Origin of the sequence: Bernardetia aquimarina, assembly GCF_042180575.1 — a bacterium.
Classification (GTDB): Bacteria; Bacteroidota; Bacteroidia; order Cytophagales; family Bernardetiaceae; genus Bernardetia.
In genome coordinates, this window is sequence record NZ_CP170094.1 from 5,105,367 (window position 1) to 5,129,348 (window position 23,982).

The following is a 23,982-nucleotide window of genomic DNA, read 5'->3' on the forward strand; positions in this document are numbered from 1 at the left end:
ATAATTTAAAGATTAGAATCAGCAATAAACTGCAACGCCAAATCTCGTCCTTTTTTGATGCAATCACTTACCGAAACGCCACCAAACCAGTTTGCACAAATATAAATATCTGACTTTTTGAGTCGTTTTAGTTGTCGTTCTACTTTCAACATTTGTTCGTCATATTGTGGAACAGATTTATCCCAACGTGTAAATTGTTGAATAATAGGGTCATTTTTTATTCCATAAATCTGTTTTAGTTCGTCTGTATGGCGTTTCAAAATTTCCTGTTTTGGTAATTCTGCGTTTGCTTGCCATTGTCTTCCACCTACAAAACCAGTAAATAAAACTTCATCTTTTGGCGCACGTCCTTCAAAAACACTACTACTCCAAATTGTTCCTGCCGAAAAAAGGTCTTCTACTTTTGGGTGTAATGCTCCAAAACCATTCAAATCAAAATCTACATCTTCTTTCTTGAAAATGCTATGAATCAAACACATCATTGGATAATGAATATCTCTAATCGTATGCGCTAATTTCTCAAAATGAGGCTCTAACAAATCAGCAGACACAGAAGGAGGAGTAGTTAGAAAAACTTTATCAAATTCTAGGGTTTCTATTTTTTTCTCTCCACGTTTATCACTTTCAATTTCTAATACCCAACGCCTGTTTTTACGTTCTATAAAATCACTATTTTTGAGTGAAATAACAGTATGATTAAATTGGACATTCAAGTTTTTGGATAAATGTTTGGCTAAAGACTGCATTCCATTTTTGAACGAAACAGACTGCTTTCTATTTCCAGACTTATTTTTGATAAATCCTTTTACTATTGAACCATGTTCTAGAGCATATTCTGTCAGTATAGGAAATGTGTATTTTAATAAAAGTTGATACGCATCTGCTGCATAAATGCCTGTAACAAAAGGACTGACTGCATAATCCACAACTTCTTTTCCAAAATGCTCTTCTAAAAAATCGCCTACGGTTATTTTTGGGTCTAATTCTTCTTTTTTATGGTATAATTCTTTAAAAATCTTAGCTTTTGTTTTGGTAGAGAAGAAAGAACCAAATAATAATCCTTGTGGAGAAGTAGGTAATTTTTTAGGTTTTCCATTACGAACAATAAAACGACTTTTGCTTACTTTATTTGCATAAACAAGTTCGTTTGCAAAACCAGCATCTTTGATAAAATCAAAAATTTCATCGTCCATAAGCAGAGAATTTGCTCCTCTTTCAAGTAAATAGGCTTTGTTTTTTCCCATTTGTACAGTCTTCAAATATCCTCCTACTTCACTACTAGATTCGAAAATTTGATAAGGAATATTTTTTTGATGTAAATGCCAAGCTAGAGAAAGCCCTGAAATACCTGCGCCAACGATTGCTATCATTTTGTTAGAGTGGAAAAAAATTAAAAATAATTTATGGATAGAAGAGTAAAAACCAACTTACGAAAATAAAGAGTTTCTTGATAAGAAACAAAATATTAAAATTTTAAAGTAAAAAAGTGAAAGAAGTATAACGGTTATTAAATCTATGTAGATGATAAATTACTTGTTTAAATAATTGAAAATCAGAAGGCTTAACAAAATATAAACTGTTAAAATGAACTTAAACACATCGCTTGTAAGTAAAAAATGTATTTAGATAATGTCTAGGATTACTGAGACACATGTAAAACTAATATTAACAAGTAAGTCAGAAGTTTATTTGGTTTTTTTTGAATTAATCAAACTATTATTAATCTTGTATTCTGACTTACTTATGCAATAGAGTGAAGTATTTGATAGTGTATTTGGTGTTTTTGTTTATAAAATGATTTATTTTGAGCAAAGCTGTTCAATAAAATAAATAAACGGATTTTACTCTATCAAAATGCACCTAAATTTGTACTATAATCCCTTTAAATAAACCTATCTAAAAGAATAAGACAAGTCATGAGTATGTTTCCTAATTCAAATTTAAGCACTATTAATTACAATGAAAAAGATGAGTTTTTTATTTTTAAAATGAAAGGGAATATGAATTTGGAAGAGTATAAAAATTATTTTTTTGCTATTTTGAAAGAAGCAAAAGAATATAATTGTAGGTATTGGATTTATGATTTATCAGAGTTTGAATATGATTCCTTAAAAGCCAGAACTTGGCAAGTTTCTGTTTTTTTACCGAAATGTTTTAGAGAGTTCAATCAAGAATTAATCATAGCTATGATTCCACCTCCAAATGCAATACATAGAATGGGGGTTGAGATGGCTATTAAAGCAACAGATAAAATGAATTATCCCTATCAATTATCTTATTTTTCTGACATAGAAAAAGCTATAAACTGGATATTGAGCAAAAAATAAAGTAGATTGTATCAAAAATAAATACAAAAAAATAGCTCCTAAAATGCCTTTTACCTTTTCTCATCCTGCAATCGTTTTACCTCTTGGGATTTTATGGCAACGTTATTTTTCTCTGACAGCTCTTATTGTTGGAAGTATGACACCAGATTTTGAATATTTTTTGCGTTTGAAGGTGCGTAGTGATTTCTCACATACTCTTTTGGGTGTTTTTTGGTTTGATTTGCCTTTAGGAATTATTCTCTGTTTTGTATTTCATTTGCTTATCAAGAAATCTCTTTTTAAAAACCTACCTACCTTTTTGCAGACTTGTTTCAATGATTTCTTAGATTTTGATTTTGTAGATTATTTCAAAAAGCGTTTTCTGATTGTAATTTTCTCTTTGCTTTTGGGAGTTTTTTCTCATCTTTTTTGGGATGGGTTCACACATCACGACGGATTTTTTGTAGAACTTTTTTCTGTTTTACAAACCAAAACTGCTTTCTATTCTATTCCTGTTTTCAAGATTTTACAACACTTTAGTACGCTTATAGGTGGATTTTGTATCGCCTTTTGGATTTATAAATTACCTCAAAATTCTAAAACTATTTATCCTATTTCTTTCAACTATTGGCTTTCTGTTTTTGGTTGTTTTGTGTTTTTTTTTTCTGTTCGTCTTTTTATGATTTATTATTTTCAAGAGAGTTTTCATATAGGAAATATAATTGTAAGTGGAATTTCTCTGATGCTGCTTTCTTTGGTTTTGGTAGGAGTTTTTGAGAAATTTTATACTAAAAATTAAATCTAGCGTTTTCTAAAAATAACTCCATTAAAAAAATCAAAACTTAACTATCATGAAAAAATTACTATTCCTTATTCTTCTTTTGAATTTTACTTTTGTAAGTTCCCTTTTTGCACAAGATGAATCAGATGATTCTTTAGATATTACAAATAAATCAATGCTTTATCTATTTGATAATATCAGAAATGAACTTGAAAAAGAACCAAATTTTGATAAAATTGATACTGAACTTATGCAATTTATGCAAGCAATATCAATTTTTTGGTCAGACACAAATCAATTAGACAAAGATTTGTATCTCATAAACTTGAATTTTTTTACTGACCAAATAGAATATTCTTTTCAATTTATAAATTACAACAATAAGGTTCTTGTTTTTGATTGTCTATTCTTGCCAGCTCCTCTCATTAATCCTATTCGTAGAGATAGTTCTTTTATGGAAGAACGACAACTAAGATGCTTAAATCAGTTTTTCAAAGTACATTTAGATAATGGAATTTTGAAATTAAATGAACAGACTAAATCGGTTTCTTACCATAAAGCATTTATAGAGAATATAGAAGAATACAGAAAGGTTAATCCAAAAGTAATTATTGACCACCAACCAAAAAAAGTAGCTAACAGAACAGACAGAGCAGTGGATTTTTTAATGAATACAGAATCAATATACTTTATTTTTAATAATTATAATTTTAGTAGTTGTGAATTTGCAACTGCATTTAAGTATATTTCATTTTTAATAGAAAATAATAAAGTAATAGAGTTAGAAAATATTCTTTATACAGTGAATCCACGAGGAAAACTATTAGCAGCAGGTGCGCTTTTATACTTACAAAAAAATGAAGGAATACTACTAAACTCAGAAATCAAAGAGCGATTAGATTATATTTTAGAAAATGAGGAATCTGTTACGGTTATAAGACCACTTTTAGATTGTGGAAACTACGATCACCTTTGGAATGTATATTTAGTAAAAGATTTTGAAGAGCTATTTGAGAAATATGGAATGAAAAGTAGTAAAAAGGATAAAAATAATGATGTTCAAGAAAGATAAATATTTACACAAATTTATTTTTGCCTATTCTATTTTTGTATATTTGACTTATAAACAATCTAACTAGATTTTAGTAATGGATTGTAACTTATTTTTATATTTTTTTTGCCGTTGTTGTGTGTCCTTACCAACAACATAAATTAGTAGTTATGACTTTTCCAGAAGAATTAAAATACACCAAAGAACACGAATGGATTCGTTTAGAAGGCGATATCGCAACTGTTGGAATTACAGAGTTTGCTCAATCGGAGCTTGGTGACATCGTTTATGTCGACATCACAACAGAAGGTGATGAAGTGGAAGCAGGCGAAGTTTTCGGCTCTGTGGAAGCTGTGAAGACAGTTTCTGATTTGTATATGCCAATTACAGGAACAGTAACAGAAGTAAATCCTGAACTAGAAGATTCTCCTGAAATAGTAAATTCTGACCCTTATACAGGTGGTTGGATGATAAAAATTCAAGTTAATAATGTAGATGATGTAGCCGAGCTTATGTCTGCTGCTGATTATACAGCTTTAGTTAAGTCGTAATTACTCCATCGCAATGAATTTTTATTTATAGGGAAAAGACATAGCTTTTCCCTATAAATAAAATTAAAATTAAAATTAAATTTGTCTTACCTACTCAAACGTTCTTGATTTAATAGTTTTAAACCTAAGTAATAGATGTAAAGTATGTCAAGAACAGTATAAGAAACAATGTGTTATGTACCTTATTGAATTGAAGAAAACACTAAAATTTAAAATAATGAAATAGTCTGATTCATTTGTTCAACAACTAAATCTATATCCTCTTTTTTTGTCCTCCAATTTACAAAAGAAGTTCTAATTCCTTTTCTACCTTCATAAAAAGTTGGAGTCATAAATACTTTTCCTGTATCATTTAGCTTTTTTAAAAAAAGTGTAACTTCTTCTTGATTATCTTCATTATTATTTTGCTTCAATGAAAAACAAATATTATTCAAATGAATTGGTGCTAATAATTCAAAATCATTGCTTTCAGTAATTTTCTGACCAAAATAGTTTGCCAAATCAATACAATTCTCTACAATATCTTTGTAACCCTCTTTTCCATACGCCATAAGTGTAAACCAAGCAGGAAGAGCTTTCAAACGTCTTGAATTTTCAGGTAATACATTGAGATAACTAAAATTCTCAAATGGATTGCCTAAATAAGGAGCATTCGAATTTTGGAATGTTTCAGTTTGTAAAATGCTATATTCTTTTTTTACTAAAAAAATCGCACTCTCATAAGGAACATTCAGCCATTTATGACAGTCTATAGTAATACTATCTGCATTATCCCAACCTTTTACCAAATGTTTTGTCTTCTCCGAACAAGCTGCAAAACCACCAAAGGCAGCATCAATATGCCACCAAAAATTATATTTAGTTTTCAGTTTTGATATTGCTTCAAAATCATCAAAATCTACAGTGTTTACTGTTCCTCCACTTGAAAGCAAAATAAAAGGTTTTCCATGTAGAGATTCAATAACTTTTTCTAAATCTAGAATTGAAATAGCTTCTCTATTTCCCTCTAGTGTTTTGATAGAAATAATTTTTGTACTTCCCATTCCTAATAAAGAAATAGCTTTGATAGCAGATGAATGTGGAGTAGCTGATAAAACTGCAATTTCTTCTCTAATTCCTTCTTTAGCTATATCTTTTGAAACATTATTTCCTTGATTATCCTTGTTGTTTTTGCCAATCCATTGTCTTGCTACTGCCAAACAGGTAAAATTAGACATTGTTGCACCTGTTACAAAACCACCTAAAAAATCTTTTGGGAGATTAAATAAATCCAATAATAAATTGATAGTTTCTAATTCAATATTTGCAGAAATATCTCCATTTCCATTTGTAGCTTGTGTATTTTGGTCGTAAATACTTGCCAACCAATCACCTACAAGTGATGCAGGTGTAGAACCTCCTGTTACATACCCCCAAAATCTTGAACCTGAAGAGGCTACCATAGTAGATTCAAATCGTTGATTAAATAATTCTAAGGCTTTTATTGTTCCCAAACCTTGCTGATTAAGATTTAGTTGTTCTTTTGAGTCAAACTTACTAGATGTTGGTCTGTCATTGATATTTTTTAGATAATCTGTTCCTTGAGAAGCTACTTTTTGTAGAATTGATTCAATGTTTTCTGAATCTGATTGTAAGATATTGTTCATTATTTTTTGATTGATAAATTAATGTTGTTTTCCTGTTCTTGTATTTCTTTTTTAGAATTTTGATTTAGATAAATTCCTTCTACAACAATCATAATACAAGTCAAAATAGCAACTATGATATTTCTTGTGAAATGTCCGAATAAATGACTGTATGAATAGTTACCTAAAAAAAATAACCAACGAACGGCAGCTCCTATTGAATTGAAGAGAATTTTAAAAATTAATTCTACTAGAATTTCAAATATACCTTCTATCAAACCTACAATTATATCTCCTACCATGTTTTTGTTATTTAGAAATGGAAATGTTTTTCAATTGTGCTTATTTTTTAGAATTCAGAGAGAATTGAAAACTTACAAAGACAAAACCTAGCAAAATTAGGAAATAGAAATATTACTAATCTCCTGCTCTTGTTTTTCATTTATAGAAATTTTATTAAACAACAAAAAACCTCCACCACCTAGTAACATAAGCCAAACTAAAAGTGCAACCAATATATTTTTGAGTCTTTGATTTCTCAAGCTACTAAACGAGTATTGACCAAGAAAAAACAACCATCGAACAGACGCTCCAATAACATTGAAAAGGATTTGAAAAATTACTTCAAAAGCGTCTGAGAACATTTCTTCTATATCTTCCATGTATTTTTGAGTTTTAATATAGATATAAGACTTTCACAAATTAAAGAAACAACAAAATCAAGTTTGCTTCTATCAATGATTTATAAAAATTTTAAGATAAATATTTTGTTTAACGAGAAAAATGGACTCTTGTTTTCAACAGAAAAAAACTGCCTTGTAGAAAGTGTTATTACTACTTATTAATGAAGCCTATAAGTACGTCCAAGTTATAAAACAGCCTAAATTTATACTAAAAGACGATAAAATATAATAAAAATGTGACTTCAATCTAAATTAAAGATTATATTCATCAAATAAATGATAATACTTTTTACCATAAACTAATTTAGATGAACCATAAAAATAAACACCGAATTAAAAATAATCAGACAAAAACTGTCTTTTTATTATTGACTTTATATTTGTTGACTGGAGTTTCTTTTACAGAGGCTACTACCAATACTATCTACCAAGAAAAAAATGATACTATCAAGTATTCTACGCCTAATAGTACAATACTTCTAGATTCTACCAAAAAACATGTTACTGATATTTTGTATCTTCTTAAAGATGATAAGAATGATATAGCTCATCTTATTATACAAATGGATACTATGATTAGACTTGGTCTCATAAGACCTTTTAAAGATATATCTTTATTACAGAGAACAACAAAAGAAGATTATAGAAATGCTTGGGGAAAATTAAAATTATCTCATGAAGAAATTAAAGAGAATGAAAAATTGATAGCTCAACAAATTGGAGTGGAAATGAAAATCCCTTTAATTATAGATGAACATCAAGTTTTATCTCTTTGTAATAATTTGATTACTCATAATCATATACCTTATGCAGGTGTAGCCATTTCTTTTTATATAAAATCGGACTTTTCTAAGTCTGGGAAAAGAGAACATCTTTACACTTTGAGTACAGTTGAAATATATACAAATGTTATCGAATATAACTCATTATTAAAAAAGTGGGAGGATAAATTCAAACATAACGATTTTGATTTGGAGCTTTATGGTTACATTCATCCCACTACAGATGAAAAAATCATATATACTAAAAAGAAGAGTTTATTGCCTCTAAAAAAACATCTCAATATGACTAAAGGCATAGAGGATTTAATTATAATTCCTAATTTAACTAAGTAGAAATGTTAGATTTTGTTGACTTATATTCTCACAAGGAAGTATATTTTAGATGAAAAAAATCAACCTCCTATCTTACAAGTAAGCAAAATAGGAGGTTGTTTTATACAGTTGAATATTTTAATTATTTACTCTGCTTTACCCACCAAATCCAACATAAAAGCATATTCTAAAGCTGTTTCTTTGAGAGCTTCGAAACGCCCAGATGCTCCACCGTGTCCAGCATCCATATTAGTTTTGAAATAGAGTTTGTTTTTATCTGTTTTGAGTTCACGAAGTTTTGCGACCCATTTTGCAGGTTCCCAGTACTGAACTTGCGAATCGTGCAAACCTGTTGTAACAAGCATATTCGGATAATCTTGTGCAACTACATTATCATATGGCGAATAAGTCATCATATAATCGTAATATTCCTTGTTTTTAGGATTTCCCCATTCGTCAAACTCGTTTGTAGTGAGTGGAATAGATTCATCCAACATCGTAGTAACAACATCAACAAAAGGAACGGCTGCCAAAACTCCTTTGTACAAATCTGGTCGCATATTAGCAACTGCACCCACCAAAAGACCACCTGCACTTCCACCAGCAGCAAATGTAGTTTCAGGACTTCCAAAACCTTCGCTTTGTAAAAACTCTGTACAAGCTACAAAATCTTCAAAGGTATTCTTCTTTTTCAATAGTTTGCCATCTTCATACCATTGTCTTCCCATTTCCTCTCCACCACGAATATGAACAATCGAATAAACAAAACCACGCTCCAAAAGACTTAATCTTGAAACACTAAAATATGCGTCCATCGATGCACCATACGAACCGTAGCCATAAACTACTAGAGGATTTTTTCCATCTTTTTTAGTTCCTTTTTTATAGACTAATGAAATAGGAATTTTTGTTCCATCTTTTGCAGTTGCATAAACACGTTCTGAAACAAAATCAGAAGTTTCATATCCTCCAACTACTTCTTGTTGTTTTTTGAGTGTTTTTTCTTTGGTTTCCATATCATAATCATAGACCGAATTTGGAGTTGTCATGGAAGTATAACCAAAACGAAGCGTTTTTGTATCAAACTCAAAGTTTTGAGCTGTATAAGCCATATATGCAGGATCTTCAAACTCTATATAGTGTTCAGAATAGTGTTCAGAATTATCTTTCTGGTTTCTGACACGAAGCTGTAAAAGTCCTTCCTTACGCTCACTCAAAACCATAAAATCATTGAAAACTTCGATATCTTCTAATAAGACATCTTGACGATGAGCAATTACTTCCTCCCATTTAGATTTATCGTTTTGTTGTCCAACTTTTACTTTCATCAAACGAAAATTCTGTGCTTCCCAGTTCGTAACTACGTAAAAATGGTCGTCTTGATGCTCTACGCTATACTCATGTTTTGCTTCTCGCTTCAAAAATACTGTTGGTTTTGAGGTTGGTTTGTCAGCATCAATCAAATGAACTTCTGTATTTAATGTACTACTCAAATAAATCATTACATATTTTTTGGATTTTGATTTTCCAATATAAGTGTAGTACGATTCGTCTTTTTCTTCATAAATGAGCTTATCCGTTTCGGGGTTTGTACCCAATGTATGACTCCAAACTTGATGAGAACGTAAAGTTTCTGGGTCTTTTTTTACATAAAAAAGAGTTTTATCATCATTTGCCCAAACGAGTGCAGCTTCTACATTTCGCAGAGTTTCTGCTAGTATTTCTCCTGTTGCTAGATTTTTGAAACGAACGGTGTATTGTCTTCTTCCTGTGGTATCTTCTGCAAAAGCCAACATATTTTCGCCTGTACTGACACTTATTTTACCCGAATAAAAATCATTTCCTTCGGTACGCTCATTTCCGTTCAATAAAATTTCTTCTTCGCCTTCTAAAGTCTCTTTTTTTCTTGCATAAATTGGATATTCTTTTCCCTCTTCGTAGCGAGTGTAATACCAATAGTTTTGATATTTATAAGGAACAGAAGCATCATCTTCTTTGATTCTTCCTCTAATTTCTTTATAAATTTTTGTTTGTAGCTCGTCTGTGTGTGCTAATGATTTGGTTACATAGTCATTTTCTGCATTCAGATAAGCCAGCATTTCAGGTTTTGTACGGCTATCATCACGAAGCCAATAATAATTATCGATGCGTGTTTGTCCGTGTTCTTCTAGTTTTTGAGGAACTTTTTGAGCCATAGGAGGCGTAAGTGTGTCTGTAATTGTCATAGTTTCAGTTGAATTATCTTTTTTAGAATTTTCTCCACAACTAAAAAGAAGTGAAGAAGCTATAACTGCCATCAGAGTAGGTTTGATAAGGCAGAGTTTTGAAAAATTTGTTTGCATGTTTGATAGAACAGACTTTCCAGTCTGCCGAATTGTGTTTTTATAATTAATTATCTTTTGGAAAATCAAGATACTGCAAATTAGTGTTTTTTCTTTTAATGAAATACGTTATTATTTTATAAATTATGTAAGTGATTGCATATCAATTCAGAAATCTTAAAATTATTAGAGGAATATAAGCGATGTTTATCTCAATTTTTACAGTATAAAAATGAGAATTAATAGGTGTTCGTTTAATAAAACTTTGTCAGTAGTTTTTAGTAAAAAAAATGCTGACAATAATAGTTGGCTAATTAAATTCTAACATCTATTTTGTGACTAGAAGTAACATCCATTGAAAGTCATTTAAAAAACTCTATTATGATAAAAGACAGACAGGTATTTCAATATCAGAATAAGAATTTGATTGAGCGAGTAATTATTTGTCCACCTTTTCGTTATGAAGCTATTTTTCAAAATGAAGGTTGTTTTATTTATCTCAAATCAAAAGACACTAAACTAATTTCTTCAGACGTAAATCTAACTTTAGAAAATAAAGATGCTGTATTATTGAAATGTGGGACATATTTTGTGGATTGGTTGAAAAAAACAGATTCAATGGTAGAAGTTTTAGCTGTTCATTTATATCCTGAAATTTTGGAAAAATTGTATAAAAATGAGTTACCCCAACGATTAAAAAAAAGTGCGAATTATACACAAGTCAAAAAAATAGCTCCTACTGATACAATTTCAAAATTTGTAGAATCCTTAGAGTTTTATTTTCAAAATCCATCTTTGGTAAGTGATGATTTGCTTGAACTGAAAATAAAAGAACTGATTCTTTTATTAGTTCAAACAAAAAATGCTTCATCGGTTTTAGAACTTATTGAAGATTTATACTCACCTAGAAAATCTGAATTAAAGAAAATTATTGACTTACATAGCTATCAGAATTTATCAGTTGAAGAGTTAGCAATTTTATGTAATTTGAGTGTTTCATCATTTAAAAGAGAATTTAATTCTATTTATAATGAAAGTCCAATACGATTTTTGAACAAGAAAAAAATTGAGAAAGCAAAAGAGTTATTAGAATTATCTGATTTATCTATCGCTGAAATATCGCATCAAGTTGGATTTAATGACCCTTACTATTTTACTAGAATGTTCAAGAAACAAGAAGGAACTGCTCCAAGCATTTATCGAAAAGTAAATAATGAGCCTAAAATCCAGTAAAACGGTCTTTTTGTATATTTATCTCAATTTGATATTGTCTTATTTTGTATAATTCTATTTCAGCTCATTTTTTTACTTTACGATTATACAAATAAATGACAAAAATAACAAAAGGCAGTTCAGCAATTCATTTTTCAAAAAAAGATACTTTTGATAAAAATATAGACCTAAAAAATTACGAAGGGCAGAAAATATTTATTAGTTTTTTTAGAAAGGCAGCTTGTCCTTTTTGCAATATGCGAGTTCAAGAGTTAATCAAACGAAATGAAGATTTTAAGAAAGAAAATATTCAAATTATTGCTTTTTTTGCTTCTTCAAAGGAAGATATTTTGAAATATGTAGGAAAGCAAAATCCTCCTTTTCCAATTATTGCAGACAAAGATTTCAAGGTTTATCAAAAATATGGTATTGATGTCTCATATAATGGAATGTTTAAAGCTATGCTCAATCCTAAAAAAGCTCTCAAAGCTATGTTTGGTGGTTTTTTTAGTCTAAAAACAATGGCAGAAGACCCAGTACTTCCTGCTAATTTTTTGATAGATGAAAATCAAAATATACATAAAGTCTATTATGGAAGTGATTATGATGACCATTTGCCTATTTCTGAAATTTTGGCATGGAAATAAAAACAAAAAACTCCCTAAAAATAAAAGTAATTAGGGAGTTTAAAACTTATTTACAAAAAATATTTTTTACATATGCATAGCACGATTTTCAGTTGCAGCCAAACATGCTTCTTTTACTGCTTCCATATAGGTTGGGTGTGCGTGACTTTGTCTTGCAAGGTCTTCGGCTGATGCTCTAAATTCCATTGCTGTTACGCCTGTCGCTATCATATCGGCTGCTCTTGCGCCTATGATGTGCATTCCAAGTATTTCATCTGTTTTTTCATCTGCTAATACTTTTACAAGTCCGTCGGTATCCATTGAAGCTCTTGCTCTTCCGAGTGCCATAAATGGAAACGAACCTGATTTGTATTTTCTACCCGATTCTTTGAGTTGTTCTTCTGTGTAGCCTACACTTGCCACTTCTGGCCATGTATAAACAACTCCTGGAATTAAAAGATAATTGATATGAGGCTTTTGTCCTGCCATAAGTTCGGCAACCATTACACCTTCCTCTTCAGCTTTGTGTGCGAGCATTGCGCCACGAACAACATCACCGATTGCATAAACGCCTTTTACTTCTGTTTCTAAATGGTCATTTACTTCGATTGTACCTCTTTTGTCTGTCTTAATACCGATATTTTCTAATCCTAGACCTTCTGTATAAGCCTGACGACCAACAGAAAGCAAACAATAATCAGCTCTAAATTCTACTTCTTTGCCTTTTTTATCTATTGCTTTTATGACTACTTCATCGCCATCTTGTTTTGCTTCTTCTACTTTATGTTGTAAAAAGAATTTCATTTTGAGCGATTTTTTACTTACTCTTTCTAATTCTTTTCCCATTGTACTATCCATTGTTGGGATAATAGAAGGCATAAATTCGATAACAGAAACTTCTGTTCCTAAGCGAGCATATACAGAACCAAGTTCCATTCCGATTACTCCACCACCAATAACAATCATTTTTTTAGGAACTTCTTTCAATTCTAATGCTTCTGTTGAAGTGATAAAACGTTTTTTATCGTAAGGAAAGAAAGGAAAAATAGTTGGTTTTGAGCCTGTTGCAATGATAACTTTATCAGTTTCAATTTTAGTTTCCTTGCCCTTTTCTTTAGTATCTGTTGCCGTAACTTTGATATTGTTTTTATCAATAAAAGAACCTACTCCTTGATAAACATCAATTTTATTTTTTTTCATCAAATAATCAACGCCATCACAGGTTTTTTGAACCACGCCACGTTTACGCTCAATCATTTGCTCAAAATTTACTTTTGGCTCATTGATATCAATGCCGTGTTCTTTAAAGTTTTTTTGAGCAGCATGAAAATGCTCTGAAGAATCTAAAAGTGCTTTTGAAGGAATACAGCCTACATTAAGACACGTTCCACCCAAAGTAGCATATTTTTCTATAATTGCAGTTTTGAGTCCTAATTGTGCTGCACGAATGGCAGCTACATAACCACCAGGACCTGAACCAATAATTGTTACGTCGTATTTCATCTATAAAAATGGATTAAAAAATAATTCTAGTTGTCTAAATTTATATATACGTAAAATTAACTGGTTTTTGTCAGTAATTCAAGTTCAATTACGAATTAGAAATTACGAATTACGAAATAGTGATTTGACATAGCTAATTAGGTATAGTTTTTTATAATTGTTTTAAGAAAATTTGCATTGAACTATACTTGAAAATTTTCTTTTAATGATTCTAAAGTTTTCTTACCCATTCCTTTTACAGACAATAAGATTTCCTCATTTAGATTTCCAATAGTTATACGAGTTTTAAATATTTCCTTTGCTATATTTCTATTAATATTACCTAATACTTCCAATTCATCAATAGAGGCTTTATTTATATCTATTTTATCGCTTGAGATAACTTCAAAGTCTAAATAATCTAATAAATCAGCAAAGACTAAATAAAGATGAAATACAGTTTTTATAGCTTCTAGTTTTGCTAACTTAGCATGAACCCCTTTATTAGATAACTTATGAATAGATTCTAAATATTTACCTAAATATTCAAGATGACTTTGAGCTAAAAGCTTGTTTGTATCACTTTCTACTACACTATCAATAAAAGCCCATAGTCTATTTATGTATTGTGATTTACCTACTTTTCGTCCCTTATGAAGTTCTTCTCTTGGAGGATATACTATATCTGCAAAGTTCTCAATCATCCGTCTACAAGTAGTTAGTGAATGTGATAATTCTTCATCAGAATTGCTATTTAAACTTTTAAAAGTTATCATTAATTGTTCTGCTAACTCTGGATTCAAATCCAAAAGTTTATCATCTACAGCAGATTTTAAATAATCAAAACTAGATTTAGGAGCATCTTTAAAAGCTATTTTATTATAAATAAAGGTAGCTTTTGTATGAGCATTGACTTTTATTAAGTTTCAGTGCTTACCGAGACTAGATTGATAATAAGTACCATTATTTCCTTTTTTATTTTTGACAAAATCATTATATGTTTCTTCTATAAACCCAATATTTTCTAAACCTCCAGAAGCTATACTTGCTTTTTGTGTTAGTTCTGCATTTAGTTCTTGAATATTATTTTCATTGACTTCAAAAAGAATTTCTTGAAAAGCTTTTTGCATTTTCATTAATTCTTTATAGTGTTCGTCTTTTTTAGTACGACTATAAGTTATATTAGCCTGTATATAATTGTTTGCTGCTTTTGTATGTGTTGGATTTCCTAATTGAAGGTTACACCAAGCAACTATATCATTATGTTCAGATAACTCTGCTGCTCTTTTCAGCTTTTTAATAGCATTGCTCAAATTTCCTTTCGAAGATTCTAATTCATTTAAGCATTCTTTTATGGTCTTTAAGAGCGTGTTTAAAAATTTTCTCTATCTAATCTAGCTAAAATTATAGTAATAAATACACTTTGTATAAAAGCTACAGAAGATTGTATTGTTTTTTCGTAATCTTTGGCTAATCTACGGAAAAAATTGAACCATCCAAACGACCTTTCCACTTGCCACCTTCCCTTTTGAGGAACAAATCCTTTCTCATTAGGTGGACGTTGTGTAATTTCAACCTTCCATTTGTACCATGCTGCACATTCTTTGAAATATCCTTTGTAAGCACTATCTGCGAAAATAATTTCTAGCTCTGAAGCTACTTCTTCTAATTGAGAAAATAGTTCAATACCTTCATTTCCATCATAAGTATTTGCTGCTGATACGTGAATAGCAAGAGGTAATCCTAAGCTATCTACTGCAATATGACGCTTACGCCCATTAATTTTTTTAAAACCGTCTATGCCTACTTCTTCATTTATAAAAGCAGCTATTTTAACACTTTGACTGTCTACTGCACAAGTGGTAGGAGAAACATTACGCTCTTGCCTAACTCGTTCTAAACCAACAAGATGATTTAAAATAAATGTTAGAACTCCCTTTTTTTGCCATTTACGAAAGTAATAATAGACTAGTTCCCAAGGTGGAAAACAAGAGTCTAAATTACGCCATTGAGTTCCTGTACGAGTTATTTTTAAGATTCCATCAAGAACATTTCGCAAAGAATGCTTACGTTTTCTTGGTTTATCTAAAAGATTTTTTATAATTTCCCATTGAGAATTTGTCAAGGGTTTAAAACTGCGCTGTAGGAAGCGACGTTGTTGCCTAGAAGTTGTTGTTTTTTGTTCTTTCATTTAACAAAAGTACTACTTCTTCTACAAATTCTCATTTTATTTAACTTTGTAAAGTGATATTAGTGAAATTGCAAATTTTGGCAAAATAAAATTTAAACACGCTCTAAGACTTCATCATTTACAGAATAGTTCATTATATATTTTTATGTGAAGGATTATTTTTTTATTTCAAAATATAAATACGTGAAATTAACAGATATTGTTCTCATATTAGTTCAATATAAATAAAACCTTCTCTTCCAAAAAACCAACTCAAACACTTATTTTTACGTAAGTTAAAATCTATATCGCAGTTTCAAAAAAATGACACATATTCACAAATTATCTACTCAAAATCACTTTGATTTTCTCAATCAAGAACGTAAAGACCCAATTACAGGCGATTTGATAAAGGAAAAAGATGAAATTGTGATTTGTGCTTCGTGTAAATCTGCTTTTTTGAAGGAAAGTTGGGAGTATTTGGGAAATACGCATTGTGAGCAAAAGGATACATTAGAAAGTATTCCAAAACAGAATAAATTAGAACTCAAAATAGGTTTACTTACTTTTTTATCTCTAGCTCCTAAAGAAGATATTTTTACAAAATTTTTAGGTGTTTTGATAATTGAAATACTGGCTTTTGGTTTTGTTTATTTTAGTTCAGATGATTCATTAACTCTACTCGTTATCGGTCTTATTGCGCTTCTTATTCCTGTTGCTACAAGTGTTTTGATTATGCCTACTACGAGTATAAATTTGTATAGTTCTTGTTTGAAAATAAAGAGAATTATAGGAACAACAAAAATAGAGTATAGAGAAATAAAATACATAAAAATTACCTGTAATAGCTCAGAACCTACATCAAGTTATATTTTTATAAAACAAACCAATGGAACGAGTAGTAAAATACCTTTAGAAAAAAAGTACCTTCAGTTTTCCAAAAATGAAGAGTTATTAAATTTTGTGGCTTTTTTATCTCGTTATACTAGGGTTATTTTGAAAGTCAATTCTAATTATTCATCTATTGTAGAAAAAAGAAATATACCTGTAAAAATAGAATTGATTTAATTTATGAAAAACAAGTATCAAAATACGCACACACTAACTCTTCAAAATCACTTTGATTTTCTCAATCAAGAACGTAAAGACCCAATTACAGGCGATTTGATAAAGGAAAAAGATGAAATTGTGATTTGTGCTTCGTGTAAATCTGCTTTTTTGAAGGAGAGTTGGGAGTATTTGGGAAATGAGCATTGTGGGCAAGACAAGACATTAGCAGCTATTCCAATAGATAAAAGTTTAGTTTTTAAAGTTTATAACCAAAATAATTTTACGATAAAAGAAATTCCTCCTGCTGCGCTTACTATACTCATTCTTGGAGCTTCATTTTTTTCTATTCTTGCTTTACTTATTTTTCAAGAGCATAGTATAAAATATCTTTTTAGTGGAATTATTGCTATCTCAACCCTTTTTTACTCTCTTTTTGCTATTTTTCCATTGAATAAAATTCACATAGAAGAATCTGAACTTATAGTTACAAGAGGACTAAATATTAAAAGTGCTATTCCTTATCAAGACATTATAGATATTATTTTTTTGATGGAAAGAAGTCCAGAGTTTGTTATGTATGCACATGTCTATATTCGCCGAAAAGATGCACCTTCTATTTCGGAAGAACTCAATTTGAAGAATATAAAATTTAATAGTAATGATACTTTTATGAAATTTGTGTCACAGCTTTCCAAAAAAACAAAAGTAATTCTCAAAATGGATACTTCTTATCAATCAGGCATCAATCCTAAAAATACCCCTGCTATCATAGAATGGATTTAATATTCAAATCACAATAAAAATACATTTATTTACAACATTTTGTTTTACTTTATGAGGTTTCCAAATCTTCAATCTCTCCTTCCTAGTCTTCACTATCAATTACGACTTTTTCTGACTGCTTTGATGTTTTATACACGAATTCCTGTTCCAAAGTGGGTAGGTTATAGTGATGAGCAACTCAATAAATCATCTATTTATTTTCCTTTTATTGGTTGGGTTGTGGGTGGAATAGCTGCACTTGTTTTTTGGGGAAGTGAGTTTTTATTTTCGCACTATGTAGCCATTATTTTTAGTATGATTGCTACTGTATTGCTTACAGGGGCGTTTCATGAAGATGGTTTTGCTGATGTGTGTGATGGTTTTGGTGGAGGTTGGGAGAAGTTGAAAATCCTAGAAATAATGAAAGATTCTAGGATTGGAGCGTATGGAATGATTGGAATGGCTTTGCTTTTACTTTTGAAATATACGGCTTTGCTTACTCTTTTTGAGTTTATGGCTGCTAATTCATTTAATTCTTTTTGGATAGTTTTCTTGATGGGACATAGTTTGAGTCGTTTTACAGCTCTTACCTTTATTTATACTCATGAATATGTGCGTGAAGATTTGTTGAGTAAAGTAAAACCAATTGGTAAAAAAATATCTGCTACCGAAATTATAGTAAGTTCTATTTTTGGTTTTTTACCTATTTTTCTTTTTTCTCCTTGGGCTGTTGGTGCGCTTGTCATTGCACCACTTTTTGCCCTCAAATTATATCTAGGTTATTATTTCAAAAAATGGATTGGAGGATATACAGGCGATTGTTTGGGGGCTACTCAACAGATTTCAGAAGTCATAATTTATCTTTACTTTATTGGAGTTTTGAAACTTTTGGAGAATTTATAATTTAAAAGAAAATACAAACATTAACACTTTTAAACAATCAATAATTAAACTTTTCATTCTATAAAGTGTCTAAGTAATCGTGTTTAAATCAAAAATTTTACTTAAAACTTTTTCTGATGAAATCTATTTTTTATTCTTTTATTTTTTTGTTTCTTTCCTTTTTTATTCTTCCCTTTTCTAATTTTGCTTTAGCGCAAAGTTATGATGTACAAGGAATTGTGTTAGAAAAAGAAACCTCAGAGCCTCTTATTTCTGCAAATATCGTAATGCGATTTGCTAGTGATACCTCAAAATTCGTTTTTGCTACAACAGATATAGAAGGAAAATTTGCTTTCAAAAATCTTACTCAAAAAGAATATATTCTTCAAATTAGTTACGTCGGTTATCAAAATTATTCTCAAAATATTACTCTATCAAAACCAAATACAACATTACCAGCTATTTTGATAGAAGAAAGTACACTTTTGGCTGTAACAGTTGAGGGAAGACAAACCGTTTCGGAGCAAATAGGAGATACCACTCAATATAATGCTTCTGCTTTCAAGACAGAAAAAAATGCAGATGCAGAAACACTTATCAAAAAAATGCCTACTATTACCACTGAAAACGGAACAATACAAGCGCAAGGCGAAGAAGTAGGTAGAGTTTTGGTAGATGGAAAAGAGTTTTTTGGAAATGACCCAAAAACAGCCTTAAAAAATTTGCCTGCCGAAATTATAGATAAAGTACAGGTTTTTGATAGAGAAAGTGACCAATCACAATTTTCTGGAGTAAGTGACGGAAATACAGTCAAAACCATAAATATTATTACAAAAAAAGATAGCCGAAACGGACAATTTGGAAAAATATATGCAGGCTATGGCACAGATGAGCGTTATATTGGAGGAGGAAATATAAACTTTTTTAATGGAAAACAGCGTATTTCTGTCATTGGAATTACAAATAATGTCAGTCAGCAAAATTTCTCTACACAGGATTTATTGGGTGTGGTAGGTTCAGAAAATACAGGGCGAAGAGGACGAAGAAATAGAGGAAACCCAAGTGATGCAAATAATTTTTTGGTCGGTGGACAAAATGGAATTACTCAGACACATAGCGTCGGAATTAACTATTCAGATGAATGGGGAAAGAAAATTCAACTTTCAGGAAGCTATTTTCTTAATTGGAGTGACAATTCTGCCACTACAAACCTAACTAGAGATTTCTTTTTACAAGATGATGCAAACGGAACAACTCAAAATCAGTTTTATAGACAAGACCAAAATAGTAGTAGTAGTAATCAAAACCATCGTTTTGCATTGCGTTTTGAATACAAAATTGATTCAGTCAATGAATTGATTTTGACACCACGATTAAATATTCAAAATTATGAAGGTACTAGTTTTACTGATGCAACTACGCTTTTAGATGATGGTTTTTTATTAAATAGAACAACTAATGACTTTAAAAATAACTCAACGGCTCTCAACTTTGAAAATGACGCTCTTTTTCGTCATAGATTTAAAAAACGTGGGCGAACTTTTTCAGTAAAACTAAATACACAAGCAAATTTGCAAGATGGAGAAAATAGTCTTTTGGCAAATGTAGAAACGTTTAAAAGTGCTGACACGCTCAATCAAGAAACGTTTAACAAAAAAAATGATATTCTTTGGGCAAGTGAATTTGAATATACAGAACCTCTTTCAGAAAAATCTAGTTTGCAAGTAGAATACGAATATTCAAATAATCAAGTTGAAAACGAAACTGAAACTTTTGATATTTTTTCAGAATTAAATCCAAATAAAATCATTAATAATCAACTTTCTTCTACTATTGGAAGTGATTATTTGTATCATCAAGCAGGTCTGACATACAGCTATCGCACCAAAAAATTATCTGTAAATACTACTTTTACGTATCAAAATGCAACCTTAGAGGGTGGACAGACATTCCCTTTCGAAACCAATTTTAATAGAAAATTTCAGAGTATTCTACCTAGATTTGTTGCTAGATACAAATTTTCAGATAATAGTAATATTCGTTTGATTTATCGCTCTTCTACTCGTAATCCTCAAATTACACAGCTTCAAGAAGTAGTCAATAATAGCAACCCCTTACAGCTTTCTGTCGGTAATGAAGATTTGAATCAACAAGTGGAAAACCGTTATATTGCTCGCTATTCATACAACAACCCTGATAAACGTATCAATTTCTTTGCCTTTGCATACATCAGAAATACAAATGATTATATTACCAATTCTACTTGGATAGCACAACAAGATTCAGTTACGATAGAAGGTGTTTTTTTGAGTGAAGGTGTTCAGCTTACTCGTCCTGTAAATGTAGATGGATATGTTACGAGCCGTTTTTATGCTAGTGTTGGCATTCCGTTTTGGAAACTTAATTTTAATCTCAACAATCAATTTAGTTATAACCGAACACCTACTTTTATCAATGGAAATGAAAATATTTCTAATAATTATGTTATTTCAGAAGGTTTGAGTGTTTCTAGTAATATCAATGAAAAGATAGATTTCGGAATTACTTATAATTTGGGTTATAACATTGTCGAAAATACAATTCAGCCACAAGCAGACAATAACTTTATTACTCACAACATTGAATTTAGAAATTTATTTTTATTCAAAAAAGGCTTTTTATGGCAAAATGATATTACATATCAGAGTTATAATGGTCTTTCTGATAGTTTTAATCAAGATTATTTACTGTGGAGTATGAGTGTCGGAAAACGTTTCTTGAAAGATGAGCGAGGAGAAATAAAACTAACCGTTTTTGATTTATTAGACCAAAATAATAGTATTTCAAGAAATGTTACCGAAACTTATGTAGAAGATATACAAACACAGGTTTTGAATCGTTATTTTATGGTAAGTTTTACGTATATGATTCGTAATTTTAAAAGTGCCAAAGCCAAAGAAGAAGAAGGAAAAAGAAGTGGACAACGTTTTGGACGAGGAAGGAATTAATAAAAGTAATGATAAAAAGGTTTGATAAATCAATTCGTTACAGGAAAAGTAAGAAGAATTATGTAGCAATTTGATTTATCAAAATTTATAATCCAGTTCTTTATCCTTTTATTTTTATTAAATTTGGCATACTTTTAGGGAATTTATACTTAGTATTTAGCATAAAAATATCCTATAAAAAAACAGCTTTTCAATACAACTCATTATTATATGAGACTATCACATAATTTAATAAAATGATAAATCATAGTTCATTCTTTCGTTCTACTTCTAGTTTTTCTCTAACCAAAACAATACTAGGAAGTTGCATTTTTTTACTTTCTTTTTTCTTTACTTCTACCAATGTACAAGCGCAGTTTAATTTCAAAAAAGATTCTACTAATAGAGTTACTATAAATAAAGGAAGTCATTACACTCGTACACCTTTTGTTACACTTCAAATTGCAGCTTTTGATGTTACGCAAATGCAAATCAGTAATCGTCAAGATTTTATAGATGCACATTGGATTCCATATCAACCAACTGTTTATGGTTGGAAATTGATACCAGAAGATGGTGATCAAAAAGTATATATTCGTTTTAAGGATGCTAAAGCAGGAACTATGTCAAATGCAGTTGCAGATATTCATTTGGATATGACTCCTCCCAAAAATCCAAAAATTAAGATTGATGTAGAAGGAGAAGCCATTAAAGACTCTACACAACTTGTAAAACTTTTTGTAAACGCAGAGGAAGTGGACAAACGTTATTATGTAATGGTTTCTAATCATCGCTCTTTTTATCGTCAGCGTTGGCAACTTATTACTCCTGAAATTGAAGACTGGCAGCTTGGAAGTAAATTAGATGGAGTAAAAATTGTTTTTGCTAAATTTCGTGACCGTTCTGGAAATATTTCTGAAGTGGTTTCTGATAAAGTAGTTTTAGATACACAAGGTCCTGTTCGTCCTTCGATTACAATAAATAATGGTGAACCTGCTCTTACCAAACAAGCAGCCGAAGTTCAGCTTACACTTACAGCAGGAGGAGCAACAGAAATGATGGTTTCAGATAATGAATCTTTTGAAGGAAAAGAATGGCAGCCTATCAAAAAATACTTGAAATGGAATCTCTCAGAAGGTGATGGTGAGAAAAAACTCTATGCAAAATTTAGAGATAATGCCAAAAATGAAACGGAAGTAGTTTCGGCTAGTATAGATGTAGATTCTACTCCTCCTTCAAATATGAGTATTACAATAAATGGAGGCGACCAAACTTCAAGACACATTGACGGAATTGTTGAGCTTGTCATAAAAGCAGAAGACGCAAAGTACATGATGATTTCGAATAGTGATAATTTTAGAGGTGGACGTTGGTTGCCTTATGAAGAACTTGTTAGTGATTGGCGTTTGATGGGAGAAAATGGAAAGAAAACCATTTATATAAAATTTAAAGATGATGCAGGAAATGAATCAGAAGTAATTAGTGATGAAATTGTGTTGATTAGATGATTTTATTTTTTTAGCATAAAGCAAAAATCTTGTATAATTTTAAATTATACAAGATTTTTTTTTCAAAGTGTATGTATGTCAGCCATTTTATGCTACTATTTCGTCTTGGTCTAAACAAATTGTATCTTTATAGAATAAATATAGACTATAAGAAAGTTTTTTTAACAAAAGGTCATTTTTTGTTTAATAAAGGACAAGCCTACTTATAAAGACTTAACTCTTTAAAATCACAAAAACTACTTAATTCTTTTGAAATGAAAGCTATTCTAATAGATAATCAATATTACAAATTACATACTGATCCAACTAAAAACAGAATTTATTTTAGCATTACAGGAAGCATAAAAGATATAAATGTAATTCCTTATTTTGTAGAAGACTGGAAAAAAGCTATTTCGGAAGTATCAACTAATTTTACTGTTCTTTCAGATGTGAGAGCTATGGGCATACAATCAAAAACAGTAGAAAAATTGCACGAATCTATTCAATCTTATCTTATGCAAAAAGGCATTAGTAAAGTAGCAGAAGTAATAGCAATAAATGATATAGCAGATTTGCAAGCAACTCATATTGTACAACGTTCTGGAATTCATACTAAAAAATTTAAGAATGTAGAACAAGCCGAAAATTATTTGGATAAAATAGTTTTGGAATTTGCAAAATTAGAAGATACCAAAAAAGATGATATTTCTATTATTCCAAAGGAAGACAAAACTAAAATAAGATAAAAAATAGATATAAAAAAAACTTGGATAATATAGCTTGATACAAGGTTTTTGGAGAATATACTAGTTCAAGTCTTAAATGGTTCTCTGACAATTTTTGCACTATGTCATTGGTGGGACACCAACAACGGCAGGTTATAGCCGTTGTCGGTGTCTCCACCGACGACCACCAATATTCAAAATTCGA

22 protein-coding genes are annotated in these 23,982 nt (G+C 30.3%); 13 read left to right on the forward strand and 9 right to left on the reverse strand.

Features of this window, described 5'->3' with window-relative positions; all coding sequences use genetic code 11:
• Positions 1–5: 5 nt before the first annotated feature.
• Positions 6–1,370, reverse strand: a complete 1,365-nt coding sequence (gene hemG / locus ACE193_RS22030) for a protoporphyrinogen oxidase (RefSeq protein WP_375560351.1) — start codon at positions 1,368–1,370, stop codon at positions 6–8.
• Positions 1,371–1,922: 552 nt separating this feature from the next.
• On the opposite strand from hemG, the gene ACE193_RS22035 reads away from it, so the two are divergent.
• The 4 genes from ACE193_RS22035 to gcvH all read left to right on the forward strand — a co-directional run bounded on the left by ACE193_RS22035 (position 1,923) and on the right by gcvH (position 4,689).
• Complete coding sequence (locus ACE193_RS22035; protein ID WP_375560352.1) at positions 1,923–2,327, forward strand: hypothetical protein; 405 nt, start codon at positions 1,923–1,925, stop codon at positions 2,325–2,327.
• 43 nt (positions 2,328–2,370) lie between these two features.
• On the forward strand, positions 2,371–3,105 hold the full coding sequence (locus ACE193_RS22040; RefSeq protein WP_375560353.1) for a DUF4184 family protein: 735 nt from the start codon (positions 2,371–2,373) through the stop codon (positions 3,103–3,105).
• A 52-nt stretch (positions 3,106–3,157) separates the two neighbouring features.
• Positions 3,158–4,159, forward strand: a complete 1,002-nt coding sequence (locus ACE193_RS22045) for a hypothetical protein (RefSeq protein WP_375560354.1) — start codon at positions 3,158–3,160, stop codon at positions 4,157–4,159.
• Positions 4,160–4,308: 149 nt separating this feature from the next.
• Positions 4,309–4,689, forward strand: a complete 381-nt coding sequence (gene gcvH, locus ACE193_RS22050) for a glycine cleavage system protein GcvH (RefSeq protein WP_375560355.1) — start codon at positions 4,309–4,311, stop codon at positions 4,687–4,689.
• A 209-nt stretch (positions 4,690–4,898) separates the two neighbouring features.
• On the opposite strand, the gene ACE193_RS22055 is transcribed toward gcvH, so the two are convergent.
• The 3 genes from ACE193_RS22055 to ACE193_RS22065 all read right to left on the reverse strand — a co-directional run bounded on the left by ACE193_RS22055 (position 4,899) and on the right by ACE193_RS22065 (position 6,976).
• Complete coding sequence (locus tag ACE193_RS22055) at positions 4,899–6,335, reverse strand: pyridoxal phosphate-dependent decarboxylase family protein (protein WP_375560356.1); 1,437 nt, start codon at positions 6,333–6,335, stop codon at positions 4,899–4,901.
• Complete coding sequence (locus tag ACE193_RS22060; RefSeq protein ID WP_375560357.1) at positions 6,335–6,616, reverse strand: hypothetical protein; 282 nt, start codon at positions 6,614–6,616, stop codon at positions 6,335–6,337. Before ACE193_RS22060 ends, ACE193_RS22055 begins: the two co-directional genes overlap by 1 nt.
• Positions 6,617–6,712: 96 nt before the next feature.
• Entirely contained in the window at positions 6,713–6,976 is a 264-nt protein-coding gene (locus ACE193_RS22065; protein WP_375560358.1) for a hypothetical protein, read from the reverse strand.
• 329 nt (positions 6,977–7,305) lie between these two features.
• Between ACE193_RS22065 and ACE193_RS22070 the strand changes: the two genes are divergently transcribed.
• Positions 7,306–8,112, forward strand: coding sequence for a hypothetical protein (locus tag ACE193_RS22070; RefSeq protein WP_375560359.1), 807 nt, complete (start codon positions 7,306–7,308; stop codon positions 8,110–8,112).
• A gap of 125 nt (positions 8,113–8,237) precedes the next feature.
• On the opposite strand, the gene ACE193_RS22075 is transcribed toward ACE193_RS22070, so the two are convergent.
• Entirely contained in the window at positions 8,238–10,433 is a 2,196-nt protein-coding gene (locus ACE193_RS22075; protein WP_375560360.1) for a S9 family peptidase, read from the reverse strand.
• Between the two features lie 360 nt (positions 10,434–10,793).
• On the opposite strand from ACE193_RS22075, the gene ACE193_RS22080 reads away from it, so the two are divergent.
• Together ACE193_RS22080 and ACE193_RS22085 are read left to right on the forward strand one after the other, a co-directional pair.
• Positions 10,794–11,645, forward strand: a complete 852-nt coding sequence (locus tag ACE193_RS22080; RefSeq protein ID WP_375560361.1) for a helix-turn-helix domain-containing protein — start codon at positions 10,794–10,796, stop codon at positions 11,643–11,645.
• 95 nt (positions 11,646–11,740) lie between these two features.
• Positions 11,741–12,271, forward strand: coding sequence for a peroxiredoxin family protein (locus tag ACE193_RS22085; RefSeq protein ID WP_375560362.1), 531 nt, complete (start codon positions 11,741–11,743; stop codon positions 12,269–12,271).
• Between the two features lie 66 nt (positions 12,272–12,337).
• Here the strand turns inward: ACE193_RS22085 and lpdA are convergent, their stop codons facing one another.
• The 4 genes from lpdA to ACE193_RS22105 all read right to left on the reverse strand — a co-directional run bounded on the left by lpdA (position 12,338) and on the right by ACE193_RS22105 (position 15,923).
• Positions 12,338–13,753: a dihydrolipoyl dehydrogenase gene (lpdA, locus tag ACE193_RS22090; protein WP_375560363.1), complete on the reverse strand. Its 1,416-nt coding sequence runs from the start codon at positions 13,751–13,753 to the stop codon at positions 12,338–12,340.
• Between the two features lie 182 nt (positions 13,754–13,935).
• Positions 13,936–14,535 (reverse strand): ComEA family DNA-binding protein, encoded by a 600-nt coding sequence (locus ACE193_RS22095; protein ID WP_375560364.1) that lies wholly within the window; start codon positions 14,533–14,535, stop codon positions 13,936–13,938.
• Positions 14,536–14,658: 123 nt separating this feature from the next.
• A complete protein-coding gene (locus ACE193_RS22100) occupies positions 14,659–15,045 on the reverse strand; it encodes a hypothetical protein (protein WP_375560365.1) in 387 nt (128 codons plus the stop codon).
• A gap of 59 nt (positions 15,046–15,104) precedes the next feature.
• Complete coding sequence (locus ACE193_RS22105) at positions 15,105–15,923, reverse strand: IS5 family transposase (RefSeq protein ID WP_375559445.1); 819 nt, start codon at positions 15,921–15,923, stop codon at positions 15,105–15,107.
• 303 nt (positions 15,924–16,226) lie between these two features.
• Here ACE193_RS22105 and ACE193_RS22110 point away from each other — a divergent pair, with 303 nt between their 5' ends.
• From ACE193_RS22110 to ACE193_RS22135, 6 genes are all read left to right on the forward strand, one after another.
• Complete coding sequence (locus ACE193_RS22110; RefSeq protein ID WP_375560366.1) at positions 16,227–16,970, forward strand: hypothetical protein; 744 nt, start codon at positions 16,227–16,229, stop codon at positions 16,968–16,970.
• Positions 16,971–16,973: 3 nt separating this feature from the next.
• Positions 16,974–17,735: a hypothetical protein gene (locus ACE193_RS22115; protein WP_375560367.1), complete on the forward strand. Its 762-nt coding sequence runs from the start codon at positions 16,974–16,976 to the stop codon at positions 17,733–17,735.
• Between the two features lie 51 nt (positions 17,736–17,786).
• Entirely contained in the window at positions 17,787–18,617 is an 831-nt protein-coding gene (locus tag ACE193_RS22120; RefSeq protein WP_375560368.1) for an adenosylcobinamide-GDP ribazoletransferase, read from the forward strand.
• Positions 18,618–18,733: 116 nt separating this feature from the next.
• Positions 18,734–21,583 carry an outer membrane beta-barrel protein gene (locus ACE193_RS22125; protein ID WP_375560369.1) on the forward strand — a complete coding sequence of 950 codons (2,850 nt, stop codon included), beginning with the start codon at positions 18,734–18,736 and terminating at the stop codon, positions 21,581–21,583.
• Between the two features lie 236 nt (positions 21,584–21,819).
• Entirely contained in the window at positions 21,820–23,070 is a 1,251-nt protein-coding gene (locus tag ACE193_RS22130) for a hypothetical protein (RefSeq protein WP_375560370.1), read from the forward strand.
• Positions 23,071–23,324: 254 nt separating this feature from the next.
• Positions 23,325–23,798, forward strand: coding sequence for a hypothetical protein (locus tag ACE193_RS22135; RefSeq protein ID WP_375560371.1), 474 nt, complete (start codon positions 23,325–23,327; stop codon positions 23,796–23,798).
• The last annotated feature ends 184 nt before the right edge of the window (positions 23,799–23,982 follow it).